The sequence below is a fragment of the Steroidobacter agaridevorans genome (assembly GCF_009932555.1).
GTDB classification, from domain to species: domain Bacteria; phylum Pseudomonadota; class Gammaproteobacteria; order Steroidobacterales; family Steroidobacteraceae; genus Steroidobacter; species Steroidobacter agaridevorans.
Genome location: NZ_BLJO01000005.1, coordinates 176,709 through 196,884 on the forward strand (window position 1 = coordinate 176,709; position 20,176 = coordinate 196,884).

The following is a 20,176-nucleotide window of genomic DNA, read 5'->3' on the forward strand; positions in this document are numbered from 1 at the left end:
TGCTACACGAGGCCGTGTTCGCGCGCGAAAGGTGTCGCCAGAATCAGGCAATCGCTCGCAATAGCGCGTAGAGCCGCTGCCAATCGAAGGCCGGGCCCGGATCGGTCTTGCGGCCCGGCGCGATATCGCTGTGTCCCGCGATTCGAGCGAGCGACAGCGACGGATAGGCTTCACACAGCGCCAGGATGACCGCGCTCAGCACGCGATACTGCGCCGGCTCGTACGGAATCTCATCGGCGCCCTCCAACTCGATGCCGACGGAAAAATCGTTGCAGCGCTCGCGCCCCTGATAGCTCGACGCGCCGGCGTGCCAGGCGCGCTCGTGAAACGGCACGTACTGCACCGGCTCGCCGTCGCGACGGATCAACAAGTGCGAGGACACCTTCAGATCCTTGATCTTCTCGAAGTACGGATGCTCGGCAGGCGGCAGCGTGTTGGTAAACAAGCGGTCGATCCACGGCCCGCCGAATTCGTCCGGCGGCAAGCTGATGCCGTGCACGACAATGAGTTCTGGCAAGATGCCGCCCGGCCGCGCATCGAAGTTCGGCGACGGCGCCTGCCGGGCCGCACGCAGCCAGCCGCTGTTCGCGTCGATGCCCGCCGCCACCGTGAGCAGGTGGTGGTACAGAGCGTCGGGCGGCGAAGTGAAGTGCATGGGCTGTTCCATCACGGTGTCACGGCACAATGTTTGCTTGGCCTTGAATAGATCATGACTGGTCAGGGCTAGGATCCCCTACTCGCAATGAGGCGAGCATGAGAATGAACCGAATCTTTTGCGACGGCCCGCTGGCCGGTCGCACCGAAATCGACCTGCCTCCGGCCGGCGGTTACCACGTCGCACGCGTCCTGCGTATGCGCGAGGGTGCACCGCTTAGTGTATTCGATGGCAGCGGCCAGGAATTCCGCGCCGAAATCGTGCGCGTCGAAGGCGACAAGGTCACCGTCAGCCTCGGCGATCCCACGCCCGGCACCGCCGAGTCGCCCTTGAAAATCACCCTGGTCCAGGGCGTCTCGCGCAGCGAGCGCATGGATTGGACGCTGCAAAAAGCGACGGAGCTGGGCGTGGCCGCGATCTCGCCCGTGCTGACGGCCCGCAGCGTCGTACGCCTCGATGAGAAGCAAGCCGCCAAAAAACGTGAGCATTGGAAGGGCATCGTCATCGGCGCCTGCGAGCAATGCGGGCGCGCGAAGATCCCGGCGGTATCGGCGCCGATGACGCTGCGCGAGTACTTTGCCAACGTGAAAAAGGACGGCCTGCGACTGGTGCTGAGCCCGTCCGCGCCGGCGTCGCTGGTCGGCCTGTCGAGCATGCCTAGCAAAGCCGAATTGTTGATCGGCCCGGAAGGCGGCCTGGACGACGACGAACTGCACGCCGCCCAGAAAGCCGGCTTCATGCCGGTGCGTCTCGGCCCGAGAGTGCTCCGAACCGAAACAGCGGCAGTGGTCGCTCTGTCTGTTTTGCAAGGTCTATGGGGTGACCTTCAGTAGGAATTAAGCTGCCCGACTCTCTTCGCTGATCATCTGCTCCAGATGCTCGAAGTCCGGAATGAGCGGCGACTCATTCAACATGCGCACCTGGCACAGGATCGGACCGCGTTCCGGAAAAGTTCTGCTTGGATCGGATTTCACAACGTCATTGTTGACGCGCACCAGCTGCGGGAAGCCTTGCGTAATGACACCGAAATAGCCGCCCGTTACCTGGCTGCTCAAAGCGACGAAAATCACAATACGCGTACGCGTACCCGGCGTCGGCACAGCCTGGCCGCAGGCGGCTTCGAAGGAGATCACCGGCACCGGCCGCCCGCTCCAGGAAATCGTGCCCAGATACCACGGCGGCACGCCCTCCACCTTCTCCGGCGTCTGCCACGTCACGACCTCGGCCACGCACGCGCGCGGCACGATCAACCGTTCCTGCGCCAGCGGGATCAGCAGGCTGTACAGCTCGTGCGAGGGGACGTCAGTAGCACTCACGACACTTTCCTTCTACGCGCCTGCACCAGCGGCTCGATCGCATCGAGCAGCTGATTTTCCTGATACGGCTTGCCGAGGTAATCGTTCACGCCGATCTCGATCGCGCGGGCGCGATGTTTCTCGCCGACGCGCGATGTGATCATCACGATCGGAATATCGGTCAGACGCGCATCGGCGCGCACCTGCGTCGCCAGCTCGTAACCGTCCATGCGCGGCATTTCGATATCGAGCAGGATCACATCCGGGATGTGTTCCTGCAGGATCGACAGCGCATCGACGCCGTCCTTCGCCGTCATCACTCGCATGCCATTGCGCTCGAGCAGACGCTGCGTCACGCGGCGCACGGTGATCGAGTCGTCGACGACCAGCGCGAACGTACGGTTGTCCTGCTTCGGACCCTGCTGTTCCAACGGCGCCTTGCCGCCGCGCCAATCCGAGCGCACCAGCGTGCCCATGTCCAAGATGATGACGATGCGGCCGTCGCCCAGGATCGTGGCGCCGGCAATGCCGCGAATCGTCGCGATCTGCGGGCCCACCGACTTCACGACCATCTCACGGCTGCCGACCAACTCGTCGGTGACGATCGCCGTCGAATGCTCGCCGGCACGGATCAGAATCAGCGGCACCGATACGTCGAGCTCGGGCAGCGCCGACGGACCGCCGCCCACGAACGCGCCGAGATGCTGCAATCGATAGACCTGTCCGCCGTAGTTGAAGGTCGGCGATTCTTCGGCCAGATGTCTCTGCACTTCCGACTTCGGAATGCGAGCGACGCCTTCGACGGACGGCAGCGGCAGCGCGTACAGCTCATCGCCCGTGCGGACGATCAACGCTTGCGTGATGGCCAGCGTGAACGGCAGACGGATCGTGAACTTCACGCCCTTGCCCAACTCCGAGGCGGTAAACAGCGCGCCGCCGAGTTTCTTGATCTCGTTGACCACCACGTCCATGCCGACGCCGCGGCCGGCATGTTGAGTGATGGTGCTAGCGGTGCTGAAGCCCGGCTCGAGAATGAGCTGCATCGCTTCTTCGTCGGTCAGCACGCGGCCCGCTTGTAACAAGCCCCGCTGCTTGGCGCGCTCGCGCACGGCGTTCACGTCGATGCCGCGACCGTCGTCTTCGAGCACGATGACCATTTCCGAGCCTTCTCGGTGCAGGCCGACTTTGATCGTGCCTTGCGCCGGCTTGCCGCTCGCAACGCGTTCTTCCGGCGTTTCGATGCCGTGCACGACGGAGTTACGCAGCATGTGCTCGAACGGCGGCAACATGCGCTCGAGCACCTGGCGATCGAGCTCGCCGTTCGCACCGACGACCACCAGCTCGACACTCTTCTTCGTGTCGTTGGCGACCTGGCGCACCAATCGGCTGAGACGTTGCACGTGGCGCTGGAACGGCACCATGCGCGTGCGCATCAGGCCGTTCTGCATTTCCGTCACGACACGCGACTGCTGCAGCAACAGGTTCTGCGCTTCGCGCGTGAGATTTTCCAGCAAGCCTTCGATCGAGCTCACGTCGCTCACCGATTCGGCGAACGCGCGCGTCAACTGTTGAATGGTCGAGTAACGATCCATTTCCAGCGGATCGAAGTCGGCGCGATCCGGGAACTGTTCCTGGTGGCGGTGCAGGATCTGCGATTCGGTTTCCAGCTCGAGCTTGCGCAGCTGTTCCTTCAATCGTGTGACGGTGCGGCCCAGCTCGGCGAGGTTGAACTCGATGGAGCTGACCTGCTGTTCCATGCGCGAGCGGAAGATGCTGACTTCGCCGGCGTTGTTGAGCAGGTTGTCGAGCAGGTCGGCATCGACGCGCGCGAATTCGCGAGGTTCCTGCTGAGTCGGCTTTTCGCGGCCCGGCAGTGCGGGGGCTTGCGCTTCCGCAGCTTCTTCCTGCTGCTCGCTGCCGTCGGGCGGCAGCTCGGGAGCGACCGCTGAGACATCGTGGGCTGCATGCACGCCGGTGGCGGCGTGCTCCGCCTGGATGGCGGCGTCGGGAGTTTCTTCCACGCGAACGGATTCGCGCGGAGCGACGGCGCCCAGTTCGTCGGCGCCGAATTCAACTTCGACGTCGGAGACGGCTTCGATTTCCGGCGCGGATGGCTCTTCGCTCCATGCGCCTTCGGACAGCTCGCCTTCGGCGAGCGCCTTTTCGGCGGCCGCTTCTTCTTCGACCAGCGCTTCGATGTCGGTGAGCGTCGGGACGATGTCGGTTTGCGAGCCGATGTCCCGGTCGTCGGGCGAGTAGTCCTCGATCTCGACGATCTCTTCCGCGGGCGCATCGAACACCGGCTCCGGCGTGAGCGCGGCCGGAGGCACGATTTCAGGCGCGATCGGAGCAGCGGGCATGATCGCAGCGGCGGACGTCGGTTCGGCGGCTGCGGCCTGCGGCGCGCTGACTGGCGCGGGCGCTTCTTCGGCTTCGCCGTTGGCCAGCGCACGAATGCGCCTCATCAGTTCGCGAGCCGGCTTGCAGCGCTCGCCGCTGGCGACCACATCGCGCATGCGATGCAGTTCGTCGAGGCTGGCCTGCAGGGCGTCGAACACCCTTTGCTCGGCGGGCACCTGGCCGGTTTCGACCAGACCCATCAATGTTTCCAACTCGTGGCTGAGATCGCCCATGGCGCGAATGCCCGCCATGCGAGCGCCGCCCTTGAGCGTGTGCACGACGCGTTTCAGCTCGAACACCAGCGCGGTGTTGGCGCGATCGCGGATCCACGAGGAGAGCGATTGATCGGCGGTTTCGAGCAGCTCGGTGGCCTCTTCGGTGAAGATGGCCGCGACGTCGGGGTCGAAATCGCTGTCGTCGTAGTCGCCTTCGTCCTCGGGCTCCGTCGCAGACGCGCCTGGCTGCTGCGCAGCCGGCGCTACTTCAGAAACAGCTTGAGATTGAGCAGCGCTCGCCGGCTCGGAAATCGGCTCTGCCGATGTCTCAGAAGCCATAGCCTGTGACTGCTCTGCGCCCGGCGCTGCTTCAGAAGGTGCGGCCGGCTGATCGTCGAATGCCGCCATTTCAGCCGGTTCGGAGAACGGTGCGAGCTCAGGCGTTGCCGCCATCGCAGCGGCCTCGCCCAATGTTTCATCGGCAGCCGGCCGCAGCGACGGGCTGCGAATCGTCTCCGCGTCATCGCGTGCAACCGCCGACTCCGGCGGCAACATTGGCGGCTCGTATTCCGCCGCCCACGGTGCAGTCTCAACGATGAGATCGGTAGCTTCGGCGGGCAGCGGCTCGTTCAGTTGCAGCAGCGCGCGATTGCTTTCATCGAGCAGGAGCTGCGCCTCATCGACGACGATCCCCGGCTCTTCCTGGGTCAACTCCGCCAGCGCAGCCGCTTCCTGCGTGAGATCGTCATCCGAGCTCAGCTCGACTGCTTCGACCTGCAGTTCGCCGCTGGAACCATCATGGTTGGCGGCATCGGCGCCGTCCTTCGGGAAGTTCTCGTAGGACCACTGCAGCGTATCGAGACCTTTGAAGCCAGCTTCGATCTCGACGACCTCGCCAGCCGGCTCATCGAGCGTGATCTCTTCCGGCGTGACCTCGACCGCGCCGAGCACGATCTCTTCGCCGAGCGCTTCGGTGGCGCCGCCCGCCAGGGCGGCCGCGTCGAGCGTGATTTCCTCGACGACGAGCTCCGGCACGGCCAGCTCGATGTCTTCGACAGAGACTTCGGGCGCCTGCAGATTGATCTCTTCGCCGACGACCAGCGTGGTCGCATCGAATGCGCCCGACTCGAGCATGCTCGGCTCGACGGGGCTGAGCTCGAAGGTTTCCGGCTCGATCGGCGGCAGCATGGCATTGACCTCCGCCAGCGACATCTCGTCGACGTGGACGGGTTCGAGCGGCGGCACGCTCAGCTGCAGATTGACGCTGGTGGCCGCGGTCGACGTGATCAGATGCTCGCCCGTCGCCTCGCTATTCGTAGCATTGGCCGAGGTGGTTGCACCGAGCTCGGCGATGCGCGAAATCTCCGCATCGAGCGAGTGCTCGAGGTCGTTCAAGCGACGCACGATCACGTCGTGGTCGAGGAAGAATCCGGTGTTCTCGTTGATATTTTCAACGACCTGCTGGATCGCGGTCACCGCATCCGACAACGACGCCAGCCCGGCGTCGGACATGCCGATGGAATTGTCGTAGAGCTTGCGGATGTAACGATTCAGCGGCTCCGCGATCTTGATGCCCTGGCGCGCGCCGGCAGTCTTCGCCGTGCCGCTCAGGGTGTGACAGGAGCGATGCAGATCTTCCGTAACGACATAAGGAGGCGTCGCCAGCCGGCAGGCTGCGATGAACTTATGAATCGTCGCGAGGTGTCCCGCGGTTTCTTTGGCGTAGATCTCGTGGAGCGCCGGGTCCATTCGGGATTCTGCCGATTCCGCCGCGGGGGTTATTGCCTGCGGGGCTGGCTCTGTTTTTTTTTCCGGCAGAGGCGACAGTGTTGGCGCCTCCATGGCGGCGGCCGTGAGCACCGGCGGCTCCGGACGACGCGCCGGAGCAGGCTTGGGAGCAGCAGCCGGCGCGGCGGCCAATGTCTGAGTCGCCGTTCCCGGACGAACGCCGGCGAGCGTATTCGCCGTGTTGATGATCTTTGCGATATCGGCCTGCGGCGCGCGACCGGTTTCGAGCTGCTCGACGAGCTCCGGCACGGCGGCCACGGCGGAGCGCATCAGCGCCATGATGTCGGGCGTGCGATCCAGCGTCTTGTTGATGACGCGATTCAACATGTTCTCGACCGACCATGCGAAGTCGCCGATGAGCTGCGCGCCCACCATGCGACCGCTGCCCTTCAATGTATGGAAGGAACGGCGCACGTTGACCAGCGCTTCCTGATCCTGCGGGTTGGAGTCCCACAGCGGGAAGAACTGGTTGAGCTTGGCGATTTCGTCCTTGGCTTCTTCGATGAACAGCTCGACGAACTCCGGATCGACTTCGCGATCGACGGGCTTCGTGAGCGCGGGCGGCATCGGCGCTGGCGGCTGCGGAGCGGCGGCCGGCTTGGTCGGACGACGCACTTCCTGCGTGACCGGATCAAGCACAGCAGTCGGCTCGTGCTCGGTGCCGAGCGCAACGGTGGCCGCGTGCGGCTCGATGACGACCGTGCGAGCGTGATCGGAAGTCGTGCCGCCAAACGCTTCGACGCGCGGCACCGGCTGCGCTTCGGCGAGATAACGCAGGCAGGTTTCGGCGTTGTCGAGCATGTACCAGGGATCGGCGCGGCCGGCCTGGATGGTTTCCATGTAGTACTCGACCGCGACGATGGCATCGGCGAGACGATCGACCGCCTCTTGCGGCAGCGTCAGGCCGTCGCTGCGCACGAAGTTCTGCAGCGCCTTGTCGATGCCTTCCATGATCTCGACGACGCGCGTCTTGCCCAGCATCAGCAAGCCGGCGGTGATGCCGCGCATGAGCTGAGGAATCTGGTCGACGGCCGTGCCTTCGCGAGGCTTGTCCAACGAGTGCGCGATCGCTTCCTTGATGCGCGCCATGTTGACGATACATTCGCGCAGCACCGCCTCGGTGACCTGGCGGAACTCGATATCGTCCGGGCCGGCTGGCTTCGCCGGTGCGCTGCTGTCAGCCGTCGGCACGATCATGCCGACCAGCTGCTCATCGAGACTGTCTTCGACCTTGATGAGCGTCGCCGCCATGCGCAGCAACGTGCCTTCGCTGGCCTTGGACTTCTGCGCGACGATGGCCTGCAGATCGGCTGTCTCGGTCTGCACTTTGTCGCGCAGCTCGCCGAGGCCGAGCACGCCGAGCGTATCGGCGATCTTCTTCAGCAGTTCCAACTGCGGCGCGAGCTCGTCGACCTGCGTCCCACCCTGGCGCACGAAGATATCGAGCGCGTCTTTGACGCGGCTCAAATCTTCCTTGATCGCGGCGGCCACGGTCTTCATCAGCTTGACCGAAGGTGCGGACAAGCTTTCACGCGCCTGCTCGACACCCTCGTCGACCGGCAGCAGCTCGGACAGACGGAACGAAGCACGCACGGCGGCAACGCGCGGGCCGTTGGTGCGCGCACGAGCGACGTAATAAAGCAGGTTGTTCAGCAGCTCGAGCGGCGGAGAATCGGCGTAACGCGCTTCGCCTGCTTCATACAAACGTTTCATTTCCCGGTCGGCCTGACCGAGCAAACGTTTGATCGAGGCACTGCCTTCGAGGCCGCCCTCACGCAGCGCTTCGAGGATCGCGCCGACCACCCACCACAGCTGGAACACAGCTTGGGTCGTGGCGACATGCTCCAGCTTCTCGGAGGTGCGCGACAGGGTTTCGAGGTTCTGATCGACGCGCTCGCCCTTGATCCAGCCCAGCAGGCCGAGTTGGAAACGAGTGCGCAGTTTGCGAGCCCACTGCGCGACCGTGAGCGCGCCTTCGGCGGCGCCCGCGACCGGATTCGCTTGTTGATCCGAGCTGAGATTCAGCAGCAGCAACGTGCCTTCGGACAACAACGCATGACCGCGCACCGCGCGCAGGTCGTTCAACAAAGGCAACAGCACGAGCGCCATGTCGCGCCCACCGCTCATCACGCGCTCGAGATAGGTCGGCAGCTGCACCATCGCGCGCATCAAGGCGTCGAGACCTTCGGCGAGATGACGTTTCTCGTTGAAGTTCGCGATCAGGTAGTTCGCGACCTGGCCCATTTCTTCGGCCAGCAAAGCCGCGCCATACACTTCGGCGACGCGCAGGGCGCCGTGCACCGCGTGCAGGTGTTCATTGCACTTACGAAGCAGCGCCAGGTTGTCCTGCTGCTCGCCGAACGCTTCCAACGAAGCGCGTGCTTCGTTCAGTTCGCTGGCGAGCTCGCGCGCAACGATGTGCAGAGTCTGCGATGAAACCTCAGCCATGGTCTCGCGTATTTCTTAAGCGTTGAGGCCGCTGACTTTCTTCGGCGCGTTGGTGCGGTTCGCGGCGGTGCCGCTGCCGGTCGCTGTAAGCGAAGGCGGCGGCGCCACGGGCGGCGCTTTACGGGCCGGATCAGTCAACAAGGCAGAGCCACCGGACACAGCGTCCGGCAGACGGAAGCCCGCGACAGACTTGCGCAACTGCGAGGACAGCTCGGCAAGCTTGCCGACCGAGCTGGACGTAGCGGCGGAATTCTCCGCTGTCTGCGAGCTGATCTCTCTGAGCACGCCCATGTTGCGTGCGATGTTTTGCGCCGCCGAGGACTGCTGGCGGGCGCTGGCGGAAATGTTCTGCACCAGGCTGGCGATCTGATTCGACACCTGCTCGATCTCTTCCAGGGCCGCGCCGGCGTTTTCGGCCAGCAAGGCTCCGCCCACCACGTCCGTGGTGCTGCGCTCCATCGACACCACCGCTTCGTTGGTGTCGGCCTGAATCGTGCGCACCAGCACTTCGATCTGCTTGGTGGCGTTCGCGGCGCGCTCGGCGAGGCGCTGCACTTCGTCCGCGACGACCGCGAAACCGCGGCCCGCTTCACCGGCCATGGACGCCTGAATGGAGGCGTTCAAGGCGAGAATGTTGGTCTGCTCGGCGATGTCGTTGATCAGCTCGACGATGTTGCCGATCTCCTGCGAGCTCTCGCCGAGGCGCTTGATGCGCTTCGACGTTTCCTGAATGGTCTCGCGGATGGTGTTCATGCCGTCGATGGTACGACGCACGGCATCGCCGCCCTTGTGCGCCACGTCCACCGAGTGACGCGCCACGTCGGCCGAACGTTCGGCGTTGCCAGACACTTCCTCGGTCGAGGAAGCCATCGCAGCCACCGACTCAGACGCCAGCGCAACTTGCTTGGACTGAGCCACCGACGCCTTCGCCAGCTGACTGACCGAGCCCTGGGTTTGTTTGGCCGCGGAGTCCAGCGACACCGCCGACTCGTTGATGGTCGCGACCAGCTCGCGCAGCGCTTCGATGGCGTAGTTGATGGAGTCCGCGATCGCGCCGGTGATGTCTTCGGTCACCGTGGCCTGCACGGTGAGATCGCCGTCGGCCAGGCTCGACAGCTCGTCGAGCAGACGCAGAATGGCTTCCTGGTTCTGTTTGTTCCTGCTCGCCTGTACTTCCAGCTGTTTGCGGATATTGCCGCCAATCGAATACAGCAAGGTAAGCACGGTCAGCGAGATCAAGCCGAGCGCGAGCAAACCGATCGGCAAGGCTTTGCTGTTGACGACGCCGGCCGCAGCGCCGCCCGGCACGCCGACCCGGGTAGCAAACGCGCCGTAAATCTTGTCGCCGCTGGCAGCAAGCGCTGCCGCAGCTTCGCGTGCGGACTTCACTCGATCGGCGGAGCTGATGGCCGTGCGAACCTTGTCGCTCAGCTGAGCATACAAAGAGCTGGTGCTCTTGAAGCGGCCTTCGGCTTCCGGCCCGGTGACCTTGGGCAGGCCCAGGCCCGAGTCTTCGCCGCCGAGGCCGCCGACGACCTGGCCCATATAGTCGTTGCCGTCCGCGAGACGACGCGCAATCACCGTCGCGTCGCCGACGCCGCCGGCGAGCGCTTCGACGTCCTGCTGCAAACGCAGGCCGGTCAGCTCGAAACGTTCCAGATGCCGGGTCATGCCTTCGATGCCGGGCGAGCCGAGCGCGCTCGCGACATTACCGAGGCTCTGTAACAGCTGCGGCACCAGGGCGCGCACTTCGATGGACGATTTCTGCACGCCTTCGATGGCTTCCTGCGCGTTCAGGATTGCCTGGCTTTGTTTCAACAGGTCGGTCGTGCCGGCAAAGCTCTGCACGTCGGGGCCGAGGGAAGCGGCGAGCGTCGAATAACGGGTGCGCGATTCAGACAGCGCGTTGAACGCGCCCTGCGTGCCGCTCAGCGCGGCGTTGGCTTGCAACGGCAGCTTCTGCGACAGTGCGAGCAGCTCGTTCATCTCGCGCACGCTCTTGTCGTCGCCGCCCGTATCCGGGCCTGCAAACATCATCAAACTCAGTGCCGCGACTACGCACACCAGCGCGACCACCATGAGGGCCGGCAGGAAGCGCACGCCAGTCATTTTTTTGTCAGCCATGATCCTGCCCTTCCGTGGCGATCATCGGGTCGCAAGACGCCACGCCGTGCAAACCCGCTGTCGCAGGCGCCGGCGCATGCCGTGTGCTGATGCTGTAGTTGTTTTGCACGACCGTCTTCCAACTCGTCTCGTCTATCTAATTGGCCAAACTGCTCGGACTTTCGGTATCGGCTCGATGCGGGCGCGGCTAGGAGGCCGCTGCTTGCAGAAACTCGGCGCTCTCCAGCAGCGAGCGCAGGCTGAACACGGGCCAGCTCTCCGTGCCACGACGGAACGCGCCGGCGAGATAACGATCGCAACGTACGATGGTCGGCGGCGGCGTCGCGGAGAATTCGCCGTCGGCGAAGCGGCGGAATCCCAGCACTTCGTCCACCAGCAAGCCGGCGGGCACTTCGCGATGATTCGCCACCAGCACGCGCGTGCTGCGATTGGTGTTGGTCATGCCGCCGCCCAGATAGGCGCGCAGATCGACCACCGGCAGCAACTGGCCTCGCACATTGGCGATGCCACGGATCCAGGGTTTCGCGCCCGGCACGCGCGTCACGACGGACGGATAACTCAACACCTCGCGTGTTTCTTCACGCGCGGCCAGAAAACTTTCCGAGCTCAAACGGAACGCCACGCCGACCCACTCGCGCTCGGAGGCCGCATCGCGGCCCTGCCCGGTCAGCGCAACGCGCGCCAGTCGCTCGAGCTCCCGCAGGAGGTCGAACGGCTTGTCTCGCAGCGACTTGAGTGTGGCGGAGGCGCTCATTTCCTTAGGGCAGTCCGAAGTCAGCCGGCCTGGGTCAGGGCGGCCTGCGCTTTTTCGATCAGCTTTTCCATCGACACCGGCTTCACCAGGTAGTCCTTGGCGCCCTGGCGCATGCCCCAGATGCGGTCGGTCTCCTGGTCTTTGGAAGTCACCATGATCACCGGAATCGCCTTGGTGTCGGGATCGGAGGCGAGCTTGCGCGTCGCCTGGAAGCCGTTCACGCCGGGCATCACCACGTCCATGAAAATCAGATCGGGCTTCATCTCCTTGGCCTTGCGGATCGCCTCGGCGCCATCGCCGGCGGAGGCCGTCTGATAGCCGTGGCGTTCCAGCGCCTTCTGCATCACGTGCACTTCCGTCGGCGAATCGTCGACGATGAGGATCAGTGCCATACCTTGCTCCGCCGTACCTTGCTCCGTCCGAGTTGCCAAAGCTGCACGCATATGCGGCTACCTTGCCGCCGCGCCAACGTGCGTTTCGATCGCGTTCAACAACTCATCCTTGGTGAAGGGCTTGGTCAGATAGTGCTCGGAGCCGACGATCCGGCCGCGGGCACGATCGAACAAGCCGTCCTTGCTCGACAACATGATCACCGGAATGGAGCGGAACACCTTGTTGTGCTTGATCAGCGAGCAGGTCTGATAACCGTCCAGCCGCGGCATCATGATGTCGACGAACACGATGTCGGGCTGATGGTCGGCGATCTTCGACAGCGCATCGAAGCCGTCGACCGCCGTGAACACCTCGCAGCCTTCCTTCGACAGCAGCGTCTCGGCCGTCCGGCGAATGGTCTTGCTGTCGTCGATGACCAGCACTTTGAGGCCCGAAAGTCGGGCGGACTGGCTCGCTGCTAGGTTCTCCATCGCGCTAATTCCTCAAGCCCTCAACTGATCCGGAAAAAACTGCCGGGGCACAACCGCCGGAACTTTTAACATATTGGTTATAGGGCCGCCATCGCCCGCCTTCCTATACTATGAAGCCCGTCACACAGCGCTCGCACCGCGAATTCCGTGTGATGTGTACGCTCGACTTCCCAGGTGAAATGCCCATGTCCCCCACGACCGACAAGACCCGCCCAAGCACTGTGTCGCAACCTGTCCGCGTCGTCGTGGTCATGGATCCCATCTCTGAGATCAAACCGGCCAAGGACACGACGCTGGCCATGCTGCTGGCCGCCCAGGAGCGGGGCTGGGAGCTGTGGTATGCCGAGCAGCGGGACCTGTGGCTGCGCGATGGCGCGCCCCTGGCCCGGCTCGCACGGGTCACGGTGAAGAACGATCTCGAGGATTGGTATGAGCTGGGCGAATCCCAGGTACAGGGATTGTCCGAATTCGATGTCATCCTGATGCGTAAGGACCCGCCGTTCGACATGGAGTACATCTACACGACGTACATCCTCGAACGGGCCGAGGAGGCCGGCGTGCTGGTGGTGAACCGGCCGCAGGGCCTGCGCGACATGAACGAGAAGGTATACACAGCCTGGTTTCCGCAGTGCTGTGCCCCGACGCTCATCACGCGCGACATGGCCGACATGCACGCGTTCCTGAAGGAGCACGGGCGCATCGTCTGCAAGCCGCTGTATGGCATGGGCGGCCGCTCGATCTTCGTGCTCGAGCAGAGCGACAAGAATGCCAATGTGATTTTCGAGACCATGACCGAGTACGGCACGCGCTTCGCGATCGTGCAGAAATATCTGCCGGAGATCGTCGAGAGCGGCGACTCGCGCATCCTGGTCATCGATGGCGAGCCGGCGCCGTATGCACTGGCGCGGATACCGTCGGCCACTGACAATCGCGGCAATCTCGCCGCTGGCGCCAAGGGCGTGGGCCGCGAGCTGAACGAGCGCGACCGCTGGCTGGTCGGCCAGATCGGCCCCGAGCTGCGGCGTCGCGGGATGTTGTTTGTTGGACTGGACGTGATCGGCGGCTTTGTCACGGAGATCAACGTGACCAGCCCGACCGGCGTCCGTGAACTGGACAAGCAGTTCGGCACCCGGATCGCCGGCCTGCTCATGGATGCGATAGAGAAACGACTGCAATGAATGCTTCGGCTCAGCCTGACGATTCGTCGCTCTCCAGCGAGCTGCAGGAGGGTCAGGCGCCCGTCAACGACCGGCTGACCACCACTTTGTTTCTGGCGGCGCTGTTTCACGGCATCGTGATCCTGGGGATCACTTTCGCCGCGCCTCGCGGCGACAACAGCCCGACGCCGACCCTGGAAGTGCTGTTGCTCACCAGTAACGACACCCGCGCCGCCGATAATCCCGGCGCCGAATACCTGGCTCAACGCAGCCAGCAAGGCAGCGGCACCACCGACGAGCGCGTGCGGCCGGCGAATCCCACCTCCTCGCCCGTGATGGCCGACCTGGATGGCGTGCCCGACGGCAACAGCGATCGCTACAAGGAAGCGGTCAGCGGCCAGCAATCCACCGAGATCGTCAGCAGCCGCAGTGATCGCAGCGAAGTCGAATATCGCAGCGGCGACAACAATCCGTCACAGCAGGCCGAAGTGCCGCTGGCTCTGTCGCCGACCGCGCCGCGCCCGATCGCCACCAGCGCGACCGACACGTCGCTCGTGCTTCGCGGCAAGCGCATGGACGGCGTGACGGAGATCGTGCCGAACACGCGCGAGTCCAAACTCGCGCCCTATTTGAATAGCTGGCGGACCAAGGTGGAACGTCTGGGCACGCTGAACTTTCCGCAGTACGCGCGCAACGGCCAGACCGGCAACCCGGTGCTGGAAGTTTCGCTGAAGCCCGACGGCACCCTGGGCGACGCCCTGATCCGCCGCTCCAGCGGCAGCAAGGAAATCGACCAGGCGGCGCTGTCCATCCTGCGCCTGGCCTCACCCTTCGACCCGTTCCCGAGCGAGCTGCGTAAGCAGTACCAGGAATTGCGGTTCGCCTATGAGTGGCAATTCCTTGGCGCCGCCAAAAATTGAGCTTCCGTGCTTGAGCCCCGGCGGGAGCGGCCGGATACTTGGGCTCATGTCCGAAGGCGACTTCCTCACCAATCAGTTCCTCATCGCCATGCCGGCGATGACCGACAGTAATTTTGCCCAGACGGTCACGTTCATCTGGGAGCACAACGCGGACGGCGCCCTCGGCATCATCATCAACCGGCCGCTGCAGATGCGGCTGCTGGACGTGTTCGAGCAGCTGAAAATGCCGACGGCGCCCGGGGTGTTCGGTCACCAGCAAGTCTTGCAAGGCGGCCCGGTGCAAACCGACCGCGGCTTCGTCGTGCATCAGGTCGGCGGGCATTGGGAACATACCCGCCAGGTGTCGCCGCGCCTGCAAGTCACGACTTCGCCGGACATCCTGAATGCCATGGCTCGCGGCAGCGGGCCGAACACCGCGCTGGTCGCCTTGGGCTATGCCGGCTGGAGCGCCGGTCAGCTGGAAACCGAATTGGCACAAAATGCCTGGCTCACCGCGCCCTGCGATGAGCGCATTCTGTTCGACACGCCCTATGAGCAGCGCTGGCGCGCCGCCGGCCGTCTGCTGGGCGTGGATCTCGCCACCATCAGCGACCAGGTGGGCCACGCCTGAGCCCGCAGGTCATCCTCGCGTTCGATTACGGAACGAAACGCATCGGCGTCGCCAGCGGCGACACGCTGACTCGCACCGCTCGCGCGCTCACCACGCTCGAACGCGGTGAAGTCGTGCCCTGGGCGGCGATTGCCAAGCTGGTGCAGGAGTATCAGCCGTCGCAGTTCGTTGTAGGACTGCCCTGGAACATGGATGGCACACCGACGGTGCTCACCGACGTCAGCCGTTCCTTTGCAGCCGAATTGAAGTCTCGTTACAACAAACCGGTGGCGCTGGTCGATGAAAGATTGAGCTCGCGCGAGGCCGAGGCTCAGCTGCGCGATGCCCGAGCGTCGGGAATGAAGAAGCGTCGCACCACCCACGCCGACGTCGACATGATCGCTGCGCGCATCTTGCTCGAACAATGGCTCGAGAATCCTCACGCTGCGGAACAGGCGACCTGAATATCGATCCGAGGCGGCGAGCAAGCGTGACGCGCCTCTCAATTTCTCCGGCAAACGCAGCGCCGACGCTCGCTGGAAATAATTCGACACAGCTACGGCGCATCCATCGCTCGCCTGGCGCCGAAGCAGCCTGCATCTGCAGCCGAAGCAACAGGCGACCCCATGAATCCCAACGCTCGCGCCGTTACGGCCCGCGTTCCGTTTGCTTTATATGCGTTGCTCACGCTGCCGCTCCTGGGATGCAGTAGCGGCGGCGGCAACGACGATTCAGCGCCCGCGCCAACGCCTAATCCACCGAGCGGCATCGTGCCGGGCGATACGTTCGCGGTCACCAGCTCGAACCGCCTGATGAGTTTCAACAGCGCCACCCCCGGCACCGGTTCGGCGGTTGCCATCGCCGGCCTGCGCGCCAACGAAAACATCGTTGGCTTCGATCTGCGGCCCGGCGGCTCGCCCGCCGGACAACTGATCGCCGTGGGCAATCAAGGCGGCGTCTACACCGTCGATCCGAACAGCGGCACGGCCACGCTCAAAAGCTCGATGGTCGCCGACCCATCGGACACCAGCGATCCCTACACGGCGCTGTCGGGCACACGGGTCAGCATCGATGTGAATAACGTCGTCGACCAGTTGCGAATCGTCAGCAACTCCGGTCAGAACCTGCGCGTGAACATGGACACCGGCGCGACCTTCACCGACCCGCCGCTCACGGTGGCGGGCCTGCGCAACATCGGTGTGGTCGAGGTTGCTTATACGAATAACTTTTCGTCCGCGTGCCGCACGACGGTTTATTACCTCGACACCACGGACGATCGTTTGCTCACGAGCGCTAACGCCAGCGGCGGCGTGCTGACCACGGTCGGCCCGCTGACCGTGAACGCCGGAATCGGGGGCTTCGATATCTCTACCGCCCCCGACGGCACGCAGTCCGCCATCGCCGCGCTGTCCGTGGGCAATGTGACTTCGCTATACATGATCGATCTGAACACCGGCGCGGCCACGCTCGTCGCCGGAATCGGCGGACTGAACAGCGGCGAAACCGTGCTCGGCCTGGCGCGCCCGGTGCCCACGACGACGCCGCCGCAACCGGTCGGCGAACTGTTGGCGCTGACCGAAGGCAATGGCCTGGCCTCTTTCAACAGCGGTCTGCCCGGGAAACTCTGCACGAACGCCACCATCAACGGCTTGCAAGGTAACGAGACCGTCGTGGGCGTCGACACGCGGCCCGCCGACCGCAACGTCTACGCGCTCACCAGCGCCGGACGGCTCTACACCGTCAATGCAGCTACCGGCACCGTGGCGCTCAAGGCAACGCTTACTGCATCGTCGAGCGATTCGACGTCGCCGTTCACGGGCCTCGATGGCGGCAACATCACCGTCGACGTAAGCCCGGTGGCCGATGGCTTGCGCGTCCTGAGCAGCAACGGCATGAACCTGCGCGTGCTGTTCGATACCGGAGAAACATTCACCGACGATCGGCTCAACCCGTCCGGGTCGAGCGTGACTGCGGCGGCGTACACCAACAGCTTCGCCGGGACGGGCACGAGCACGTTGTATGTAATCGATACGGCGAACGATCGGCTGATGATTCAAGGACGCGCGCCGAGCACTCCTGTCGCGGGCGATTTGCAGCCCGTTGGCCCATTGGGCATCACCGGTGACGTGCAGACAGTCGCCGGCCTGGATATCAATGCCATCAACAACAACGCTTTCGCGGCGCTGAATGTCGGTACCGCAACCACTTCCGATCTCTACAGCATCGATCTCACGACCGGCGCAGCTACTCGGATCGGCCCCATCGGCTCGACAGCGCGCATCCGCGCGCTGACGCATTCGAACGTGCCGCAAGCGACGCTGCTCGGCATCACCAACGACGGGCGCTTGCTCAGCTTCAACGTCAACACGCCGGGAACGATCGCCAGCAACCTGGCCGTCACCGGCCTGCAAGGCGGCGAACGGGTGCTGGGCTTCGACATCCGTCCCTCGAACCAGGTGTTGTATCTGCTGAGCGACGCAGGCCGCATCTACACCGTCGATCCGGTGGCCGCCCGTGCGACGCTCGGCAGGGCATTGATGCCCAACATCGGCGATCCCTTTCGAGCACTGATAGGCACGACATTCGGCACCGACTTCAGCCCGACCGCAGACGCGCTCCGAGTGCTCAGCGACGCCGAGCACAACCTCGCCGTCATCGTGGATTCCGGCGCGACCGGCACCGCCACGTCCTTGCGGCGCATCCCCGACGAGAATGGCCGGCCGGCGCCCGATGTGGTCGCGATCGCATACACCAACAACTACGCCAACCCGGGCGACACCACCCTTTACAACATCGATCTGGGCAGCAATGCACTGGTGACCCAGAAGCCGGCGAACAACGGCCTGCTCACGACCGTCGGCCCGCTGACCACCGACCGCCAGACCTTCACCTTCAGCGGCGGCTTCGACATCGTGGGCGGCGACAATGGCCTTGCCGTGGCGGCGCTCCAGCCCACGGGCAGCAGCCAGTCGACGCTGTACCGAGTGGACCTCCGCACCGGTGCGCTGACCGCCATCGGCCCGATCGGTGCGGCCGATACGATGCGGCTGATGGGGCTGACGATCCGGCTCCAGTAAATCTCTACTCGCCGGCCGGGCCTCGGGGCGCCGGCAACGATTGCTGGCGAGCGCGCCTCCAGAACGCGGCGCGCCGAGCCGCCTTCGACTACAATCCCGCCCCGACTATGAGTACCGACCACAGCGCCAAAGTGCAGCGCGACGCCGAAGGGCGGCTGCGACATCTGATCACCCTGGACGGCCTGAGCCGCGACGAGATCGTCGCCCTGCTCGATCTGGCCCAGTTTTACGCACGTACGCCGGGCGAGCTCGCCGCCCGCGATCAAACGCTCGCCGGGCACACCGTCGCCAATCTGTTCTTCGAACCCAGCACTCGTACGCGCGTGTCGTTCGAACTGGCGGCACAGCGGCTCGGCGCGGACGTGGTCAACCTGGACATGCAGTCGTCCTCTCGCGTGAAAGGCGAGACGGTGCTCGACACGATCTACACCTTGCAGGCCATGCAGGCCGACATTCTCGTGATGCGAGACGCCGAGCCTGGCTTGCCGGCCTACGTTGCGAAGTACGTCGCGCCGCATGTTTGTATCTTGAATGCAGGCGAGGCGCATTTGTCACATCCGACGCAGGGCTTGCTCGATGCGCTCACGGTGCGGCAGACCAAGGGCGACTTCACCAAGCTCAAGATTTTGATCGCCGGCGACCTCAGCCACTCGCGGGTGGCGCGCTCGGCCTGGCATGCGTTCACGACGCTCGGCGTCGCTGAACTGCGCATCGCCGCGCCGGAAGATTTGATGCCCGGCAAGGACGAATTCAAAGGCGCCACGCGCTTCACCGATATCGACAAGGCGATCAGCGGCGTCGATGTGGTCATGACCCTGCGCATCCAGCGCGAGCGCATGAGCGGCGCGTCGATCCCCGACGAAGCGACCTATCATCACACCTTCGGCATCACCGCCGATCGTCTGGCGAAAGCCAACAAAGACGCCATCGTCATGCACCCGGGCCCGATGAACCGCGACGTCGAGATCGCCAGCGCCGTGGCCGACGGCCCGCAGTCGGTGATCCAGCGCCAGGTCACCAACGGCGTCGCCGTCCGCATGGCCGTGCTCGCGACCATCGCCCGCAACGTGCAGGCGCGCCGGCATTTCCAGTGATTCATGCAGGTGAGTCGTGCGACTCCTGATCGGCACCGACTCGGAATACGCGGCGGTCGTTCGGACCGCCAACGAAATGCAGCAAGCCGACGATCGCTCGCCGCTGCTGGTGCTGATCGGTAGCGCGAGCTCGTTTTCGTTCAAGCCCCGCCCCTCGACCATCCTGGTGCCCGGCATGCCCGCCGGCGTGATCGCCGCCGTGCCGTCGTTGGAAGAGTTTGGGATTGCGAGCCGGCTCGCGAGTGAAGCCGGTCTGCCGGGTTGTTACGACGGCCCTGTCGTCGAGCTCGCGGCAGCCTGGCTGGGCTCGCTGCCAAACGAACTACGTTCGCAAACGCAGGTCATCTTCGCCGCAGCTGCCAGCGGGATAGCGCCGTTGGCCGAGCGCTTGGGCGTTCCGGGAAGCTCGATACAAGTGCTATCTTAGCCCCGCCACTTCAACAACTCACATCGAGGGATCGAATGAAAAGAGCAATATTCGCGGCGGGCGCGTTGCTATTACCACTGGCGTCGTTTGCGGGATGGGGCCAGCCGGTGAACGTTACCGGATACTACGTTTGGGACAACGGCGTGGCCTACATCAAGACATCGAGTCACGCCAACCCTCAGTCTTGCTCCAGTGCCCAATACCTGGCGCTGGACACGGAGCAGAAAAACTTCAAAGCAATCTGGGCGCAGATCATCTCGGCGCATGCGCAGGGGCTGACCGTCTCGCTGTTCTACGACGGCTGCATGCAGACCGTTGAGGCAAGCTATCCCAAGATACGAGCTATCGCGGTGCCCAACGTCTGGTAACT

Annotated in this window: 16 protein-coding genes; 9 read left to right on the forward strand and 7 right to left on the reverse strand. The window is 64.3% G+C overall.

What is annotated here, in order from left to right; translation table 11 throughout:
* Positions 1 to 43: 43 nt before the first annotated feature.
* Positions 44 to 655, reverse strand: a complete 612-nt coding sequence (gene ampD, locus GYH35_RS18885; RefSeq protein ID WP_161829225.1) for a 1,6-anhydro-N-acetylmuramyl-L-alanine amidase AmpD — start codon at positions 653 to 655, stop codon at positions 44 to 46.
* Positions 656 to 753: 98 nt separating this feature from the next.
* On the opposite strand from ampD, the gene GYH35_RS18890 reads away from it, so the two are divergent.
* On the forward strand, positions 754 to 1,488 hold the full coding sequence (locus GYH35_RS18890) for a 16S rRNA (uracil(1498)-N(3))-methyltransferase (protein ID WP_161829226.1): 735 nt from the start codon (positions 754 to 756) through the stop codon (positions 1,486 to 1,488).
* A gap of 3 nt (positions 1,489 to 1,491) precedes the next feature.
* Here GYH35_RS18890 and GYH35_RS18895 read toward each other — a convergent pair whose 3' ends face one another.
* From GYH35_RS18895 to GYH35_RS18920, 6 genes are all read right to left on the reverse strand, one after another.
* Positions 1,492 to 1,971: a chemotaxis protein CheW gene (locus GYH35_RS18895; protein ID WP_161812968.1), complete on the reverse strand. Its 480-nt coding sequence runs from the start codon at positions 1,969 to 1,971 to the stop codon at positions 1,492 to 1,494.
* Positions 1,968 to 8,801, reverse strand: a complete 6,834-nt coding sequence (locus GYH35_RS18900; RefSeq protein WP_161812967.1) for a hybrid sensor histidine kinase/response regulator — start codon at positions 8,799 to 8,801, stop codon at positions 1,968 to 1,970. The genes GYH35_RS18895 and GYH35_RS18900 overlap by 4 nt, the downstream gene beginning before the upstream one ends.
* A gap of 15 nt (positions 8,802 to 8,816) precedes the next feature.
* A complete protein-coding gene (locus GYH35_RS18905; protein ID WP_161829227.1) occupies positions 8,817 to 10,925 on the reverse strand; it encodes a methyl-accepting chemotaxis protein in 2,109 nt (702 codons plus the stop codon).
* Positions 10,926 to 11,112: 187 nt separating this feature from the next.
* Positions 11,113 to 11,679 (reverse strand): chemotaxis protein CheW, encoded by a 567-nt coding sequence (locus GYH35_RS18910; protein ID WP_161812965.1) that lies wholly within the window; start codon positions 11,677 to 11,679, stop codon positions 11,113 to 11,115.
* A 20-nt stretch (positions 11,680 to 11,699) separates the two neighbouring features.
* Positions 11,700 to 12,071 (reverse strand): response regulator transcription factor, encoded by a 372-nt coding sequence (locus GYH35_RS18915; RefSeq protein WP_116810845.1) that lies wholly within the window; start codon positions 12,069 to 12,071, stop codon positions 11,700 to 11,702.
* 57 nt (positions 12,072 to 12,128) lie between these two features.
* Positions 12,129 to 12,542: a response regulator gene (locus GYH35_RS18920; protein ID WP_129642179.1), complete on the reverse strand. Its 414-nt coding sequence runs from the start codon at positions 12,540 to 12,542 to the stop codon at positions 12,129 to 12,131.
* Positions 12,543 to 12,727: 185 nt separating this feature from the next.
* Here GYH35_RS18920 and gshB point away from each other — a divergent pair, with 185 nt between their 5' ends.
* From gshB to GYH35_RS18960, 8 genes are all read left to right on the forward strand, one after another.
* Positions 12,728 to 13,720, forward strand: coding sequence for a glutathione synthase (gene gshB / locus GYH35_RS18925; RefSeq protein ID WP_161829228.1), 993 nt, complete (start codon positions 12,728 to 12,730; stop codon positions 13,718 to 13,720).
* Complete coding sequence (locus GYH35_RS18930) at positions 13,717 to 14,619, forward strand: TonB family protein (RefSeq protein ID WP_161812963.1); 903 nt, start codon at positions 13,717 to 13,719, stop codon at positions 14,617 to 14,619. Before gshB ends, GYH35_RS18930 begins: the two co-directional genes overlap by 4 nt.
* Before the next feature lie 46 nt (positions 14,620 to 14,665).
* Entirely contained in the window at positions 14,666 to 15,229 is a 564-nt protein-coding gene (locus GYH35_RS18935) for a YqgE/AlgH family protein (RefSeq protein ID WP_129642176.1), read from the forward strand.
* Between the two features lie 11 nt (positions 15,230 to 15,240).
* On the forward strand, positions 15,241 to 15,672 hold the full coding sequence (ruvX, locus tag GYH35_RS18940) for a Holliday junction resolvase RuvX (RefSeq protein ID WP_161829409.1): 432 nt from the start codon (positions 15,241 to 15,243) through the stop codon (positions 15,670 to 15,672).
* Positions 15,673 to 15,834: 162 nt separating this feature from the next.
* Positions 15,835 to 18,285 (forward strand): DUF4394 domain-containing protein, encoded by a 2,451-nt coding sequence (locus GYH35_RS18945; RefSeq protein WP_161829229.1) that lies wholly within the window; start codon positions 15,835 to 15,837, stop codon positions 18,283 to 18,285.
* Between the two features lie 107 nt (positions 18,286 to 18,392).
* Complete coding sequence (locus tag GYH35_RS18950) at positions 18,393 to 19,379, forward strand: aspartate carbamoyltransferase catalytic subunit (protein ID WP_161829230.1); 987 nt, start codon at positions 18,393 to 18,395, stop codon at positions 19,377 to 19,379.
* Positions 19,380 to 19,395: 16 nt separating this feature from the next.
* A complete protein-coding gene (locus tag GYH35_RS18955) occupies positions 19,396 to 19,806 on the forward strand; it encodes a hypothetical protein (RefSeq protein ID WP_161829231.1) in 411 nt (136 codons plus the stop codon).
* Positions 19,807 to 19,841: 35 nt separating this feature from the next.
* Positions 19,842 to 20,174, forward strand: coding sequence for a hypothetical protein (locus GYH35_RS18960; RefSeq protein WP_161812959.1), 333 nt, complete (start codon positions 19,842 to 19,844; stop codon positions 20,172 to 20,174).
* Positions 20,175 to 20,176: the final 2 nt, after the last annotated feature.

What these genes read in the sequence shown, in the direction of transcription:
- ampD (WP_161829225.1), bottom strand. Translation starts at nt 655, where the DNA reads ATGCACTTCACTTCGCCGCCCGACGCTCTGTACCACCACCTGCTCACG.
- GYH35_RS18890 (WP_161829226.1), top strand. Translation starts at nt 754, where the DNA reads ATGAGAATGAACCGAATCTTTTGCGACGGCCCGCTGGCCGGTCGCACC.
- GYH35_RS18900 (WP_161812967.1), bottom strand. Translation starts at nt 8,801, where the DNA reads ATGGCTGAGGTTTCATCGCAGACTCTGCACATCGTTGCGCGCGAGCTC.
- GYH35_RS18905 (WP_161829227.1), bottom strand. Translation starts at nt 10,925, where the DNA reads ATGGCTGACAAAAAAATGACTGGCGTGCGCTTCCTGCCGGCCCTCATG.
- GYH35_RS18910 (WP_161812965.1), bottom strand. Translation starts at nt 11,679, where the DNA reads ATGAGCGCCTCCGCCACACTCAAGTCGCTGCGAGACAAGCCGTTCGAC.
- GYH35_RS18915 (WP_116810845.1), bottom strand. Translation starts at nt 12,071, where the DNA reads ATGGCACTGATCCTCATCGTCGACGATTCGCCGACGGAAGTGCACGTG.
- GYH35_RS18920 (WP_129642179.1), bottom strand. Translation starts at nt 12,542, where the DNA reads ATGGAGAACCTAGCAGCGAGCCAGTCCGCCCGACTTTCGGGCCTCAAA.
- gshB (WP_161829228.1), top strand. Translation starts at nt 12,728, where the DNA reads ATGTCCCCCACGACCGACAAGACCCGCCCAAGCACTGTGTCGCAACCT.
- GYH35_RS18930 (WP_161812963.1), top strand. Translation starts at nt 13,717, where the DNA reads ATGAATGCTTCGGCTCAGCCTGACGATTCGTCGCTCTCCAGCGAGCTG.
- GYH35_RS18935 (WP_129642176.1), top strand. Translation starts at nt 14,666, where the DNA reads ATGTCCGAAGGCGACTTCCTCACCAATCAGTTCCTCATCGCCATGCCG.
- GYH35_RS18945 (WP_161829229.1), top strand. Translation starts at nt 15,835, where the DNA reads ATGAATCCCAACGCTCGCGCCGTTACGGCCCGCGTTCCGTTTGCTTTA.
- GYH35_RS18950 (WP_161829230.1), top strand. Translation starts at nt 18,393, where the DNA reads ATGAGTACCGACCACAGCGCCAAAGTGCAGCGCGACGCCGAAGGGCGG.
- GYH35_RS18960 (WP_161812959.1), top strand. Translation starts at nt 19,842, where the DNA reads ATGAAAAGAGCAATATTCGCGGCGGGCGCGTTGCTATTACCACTGGCG.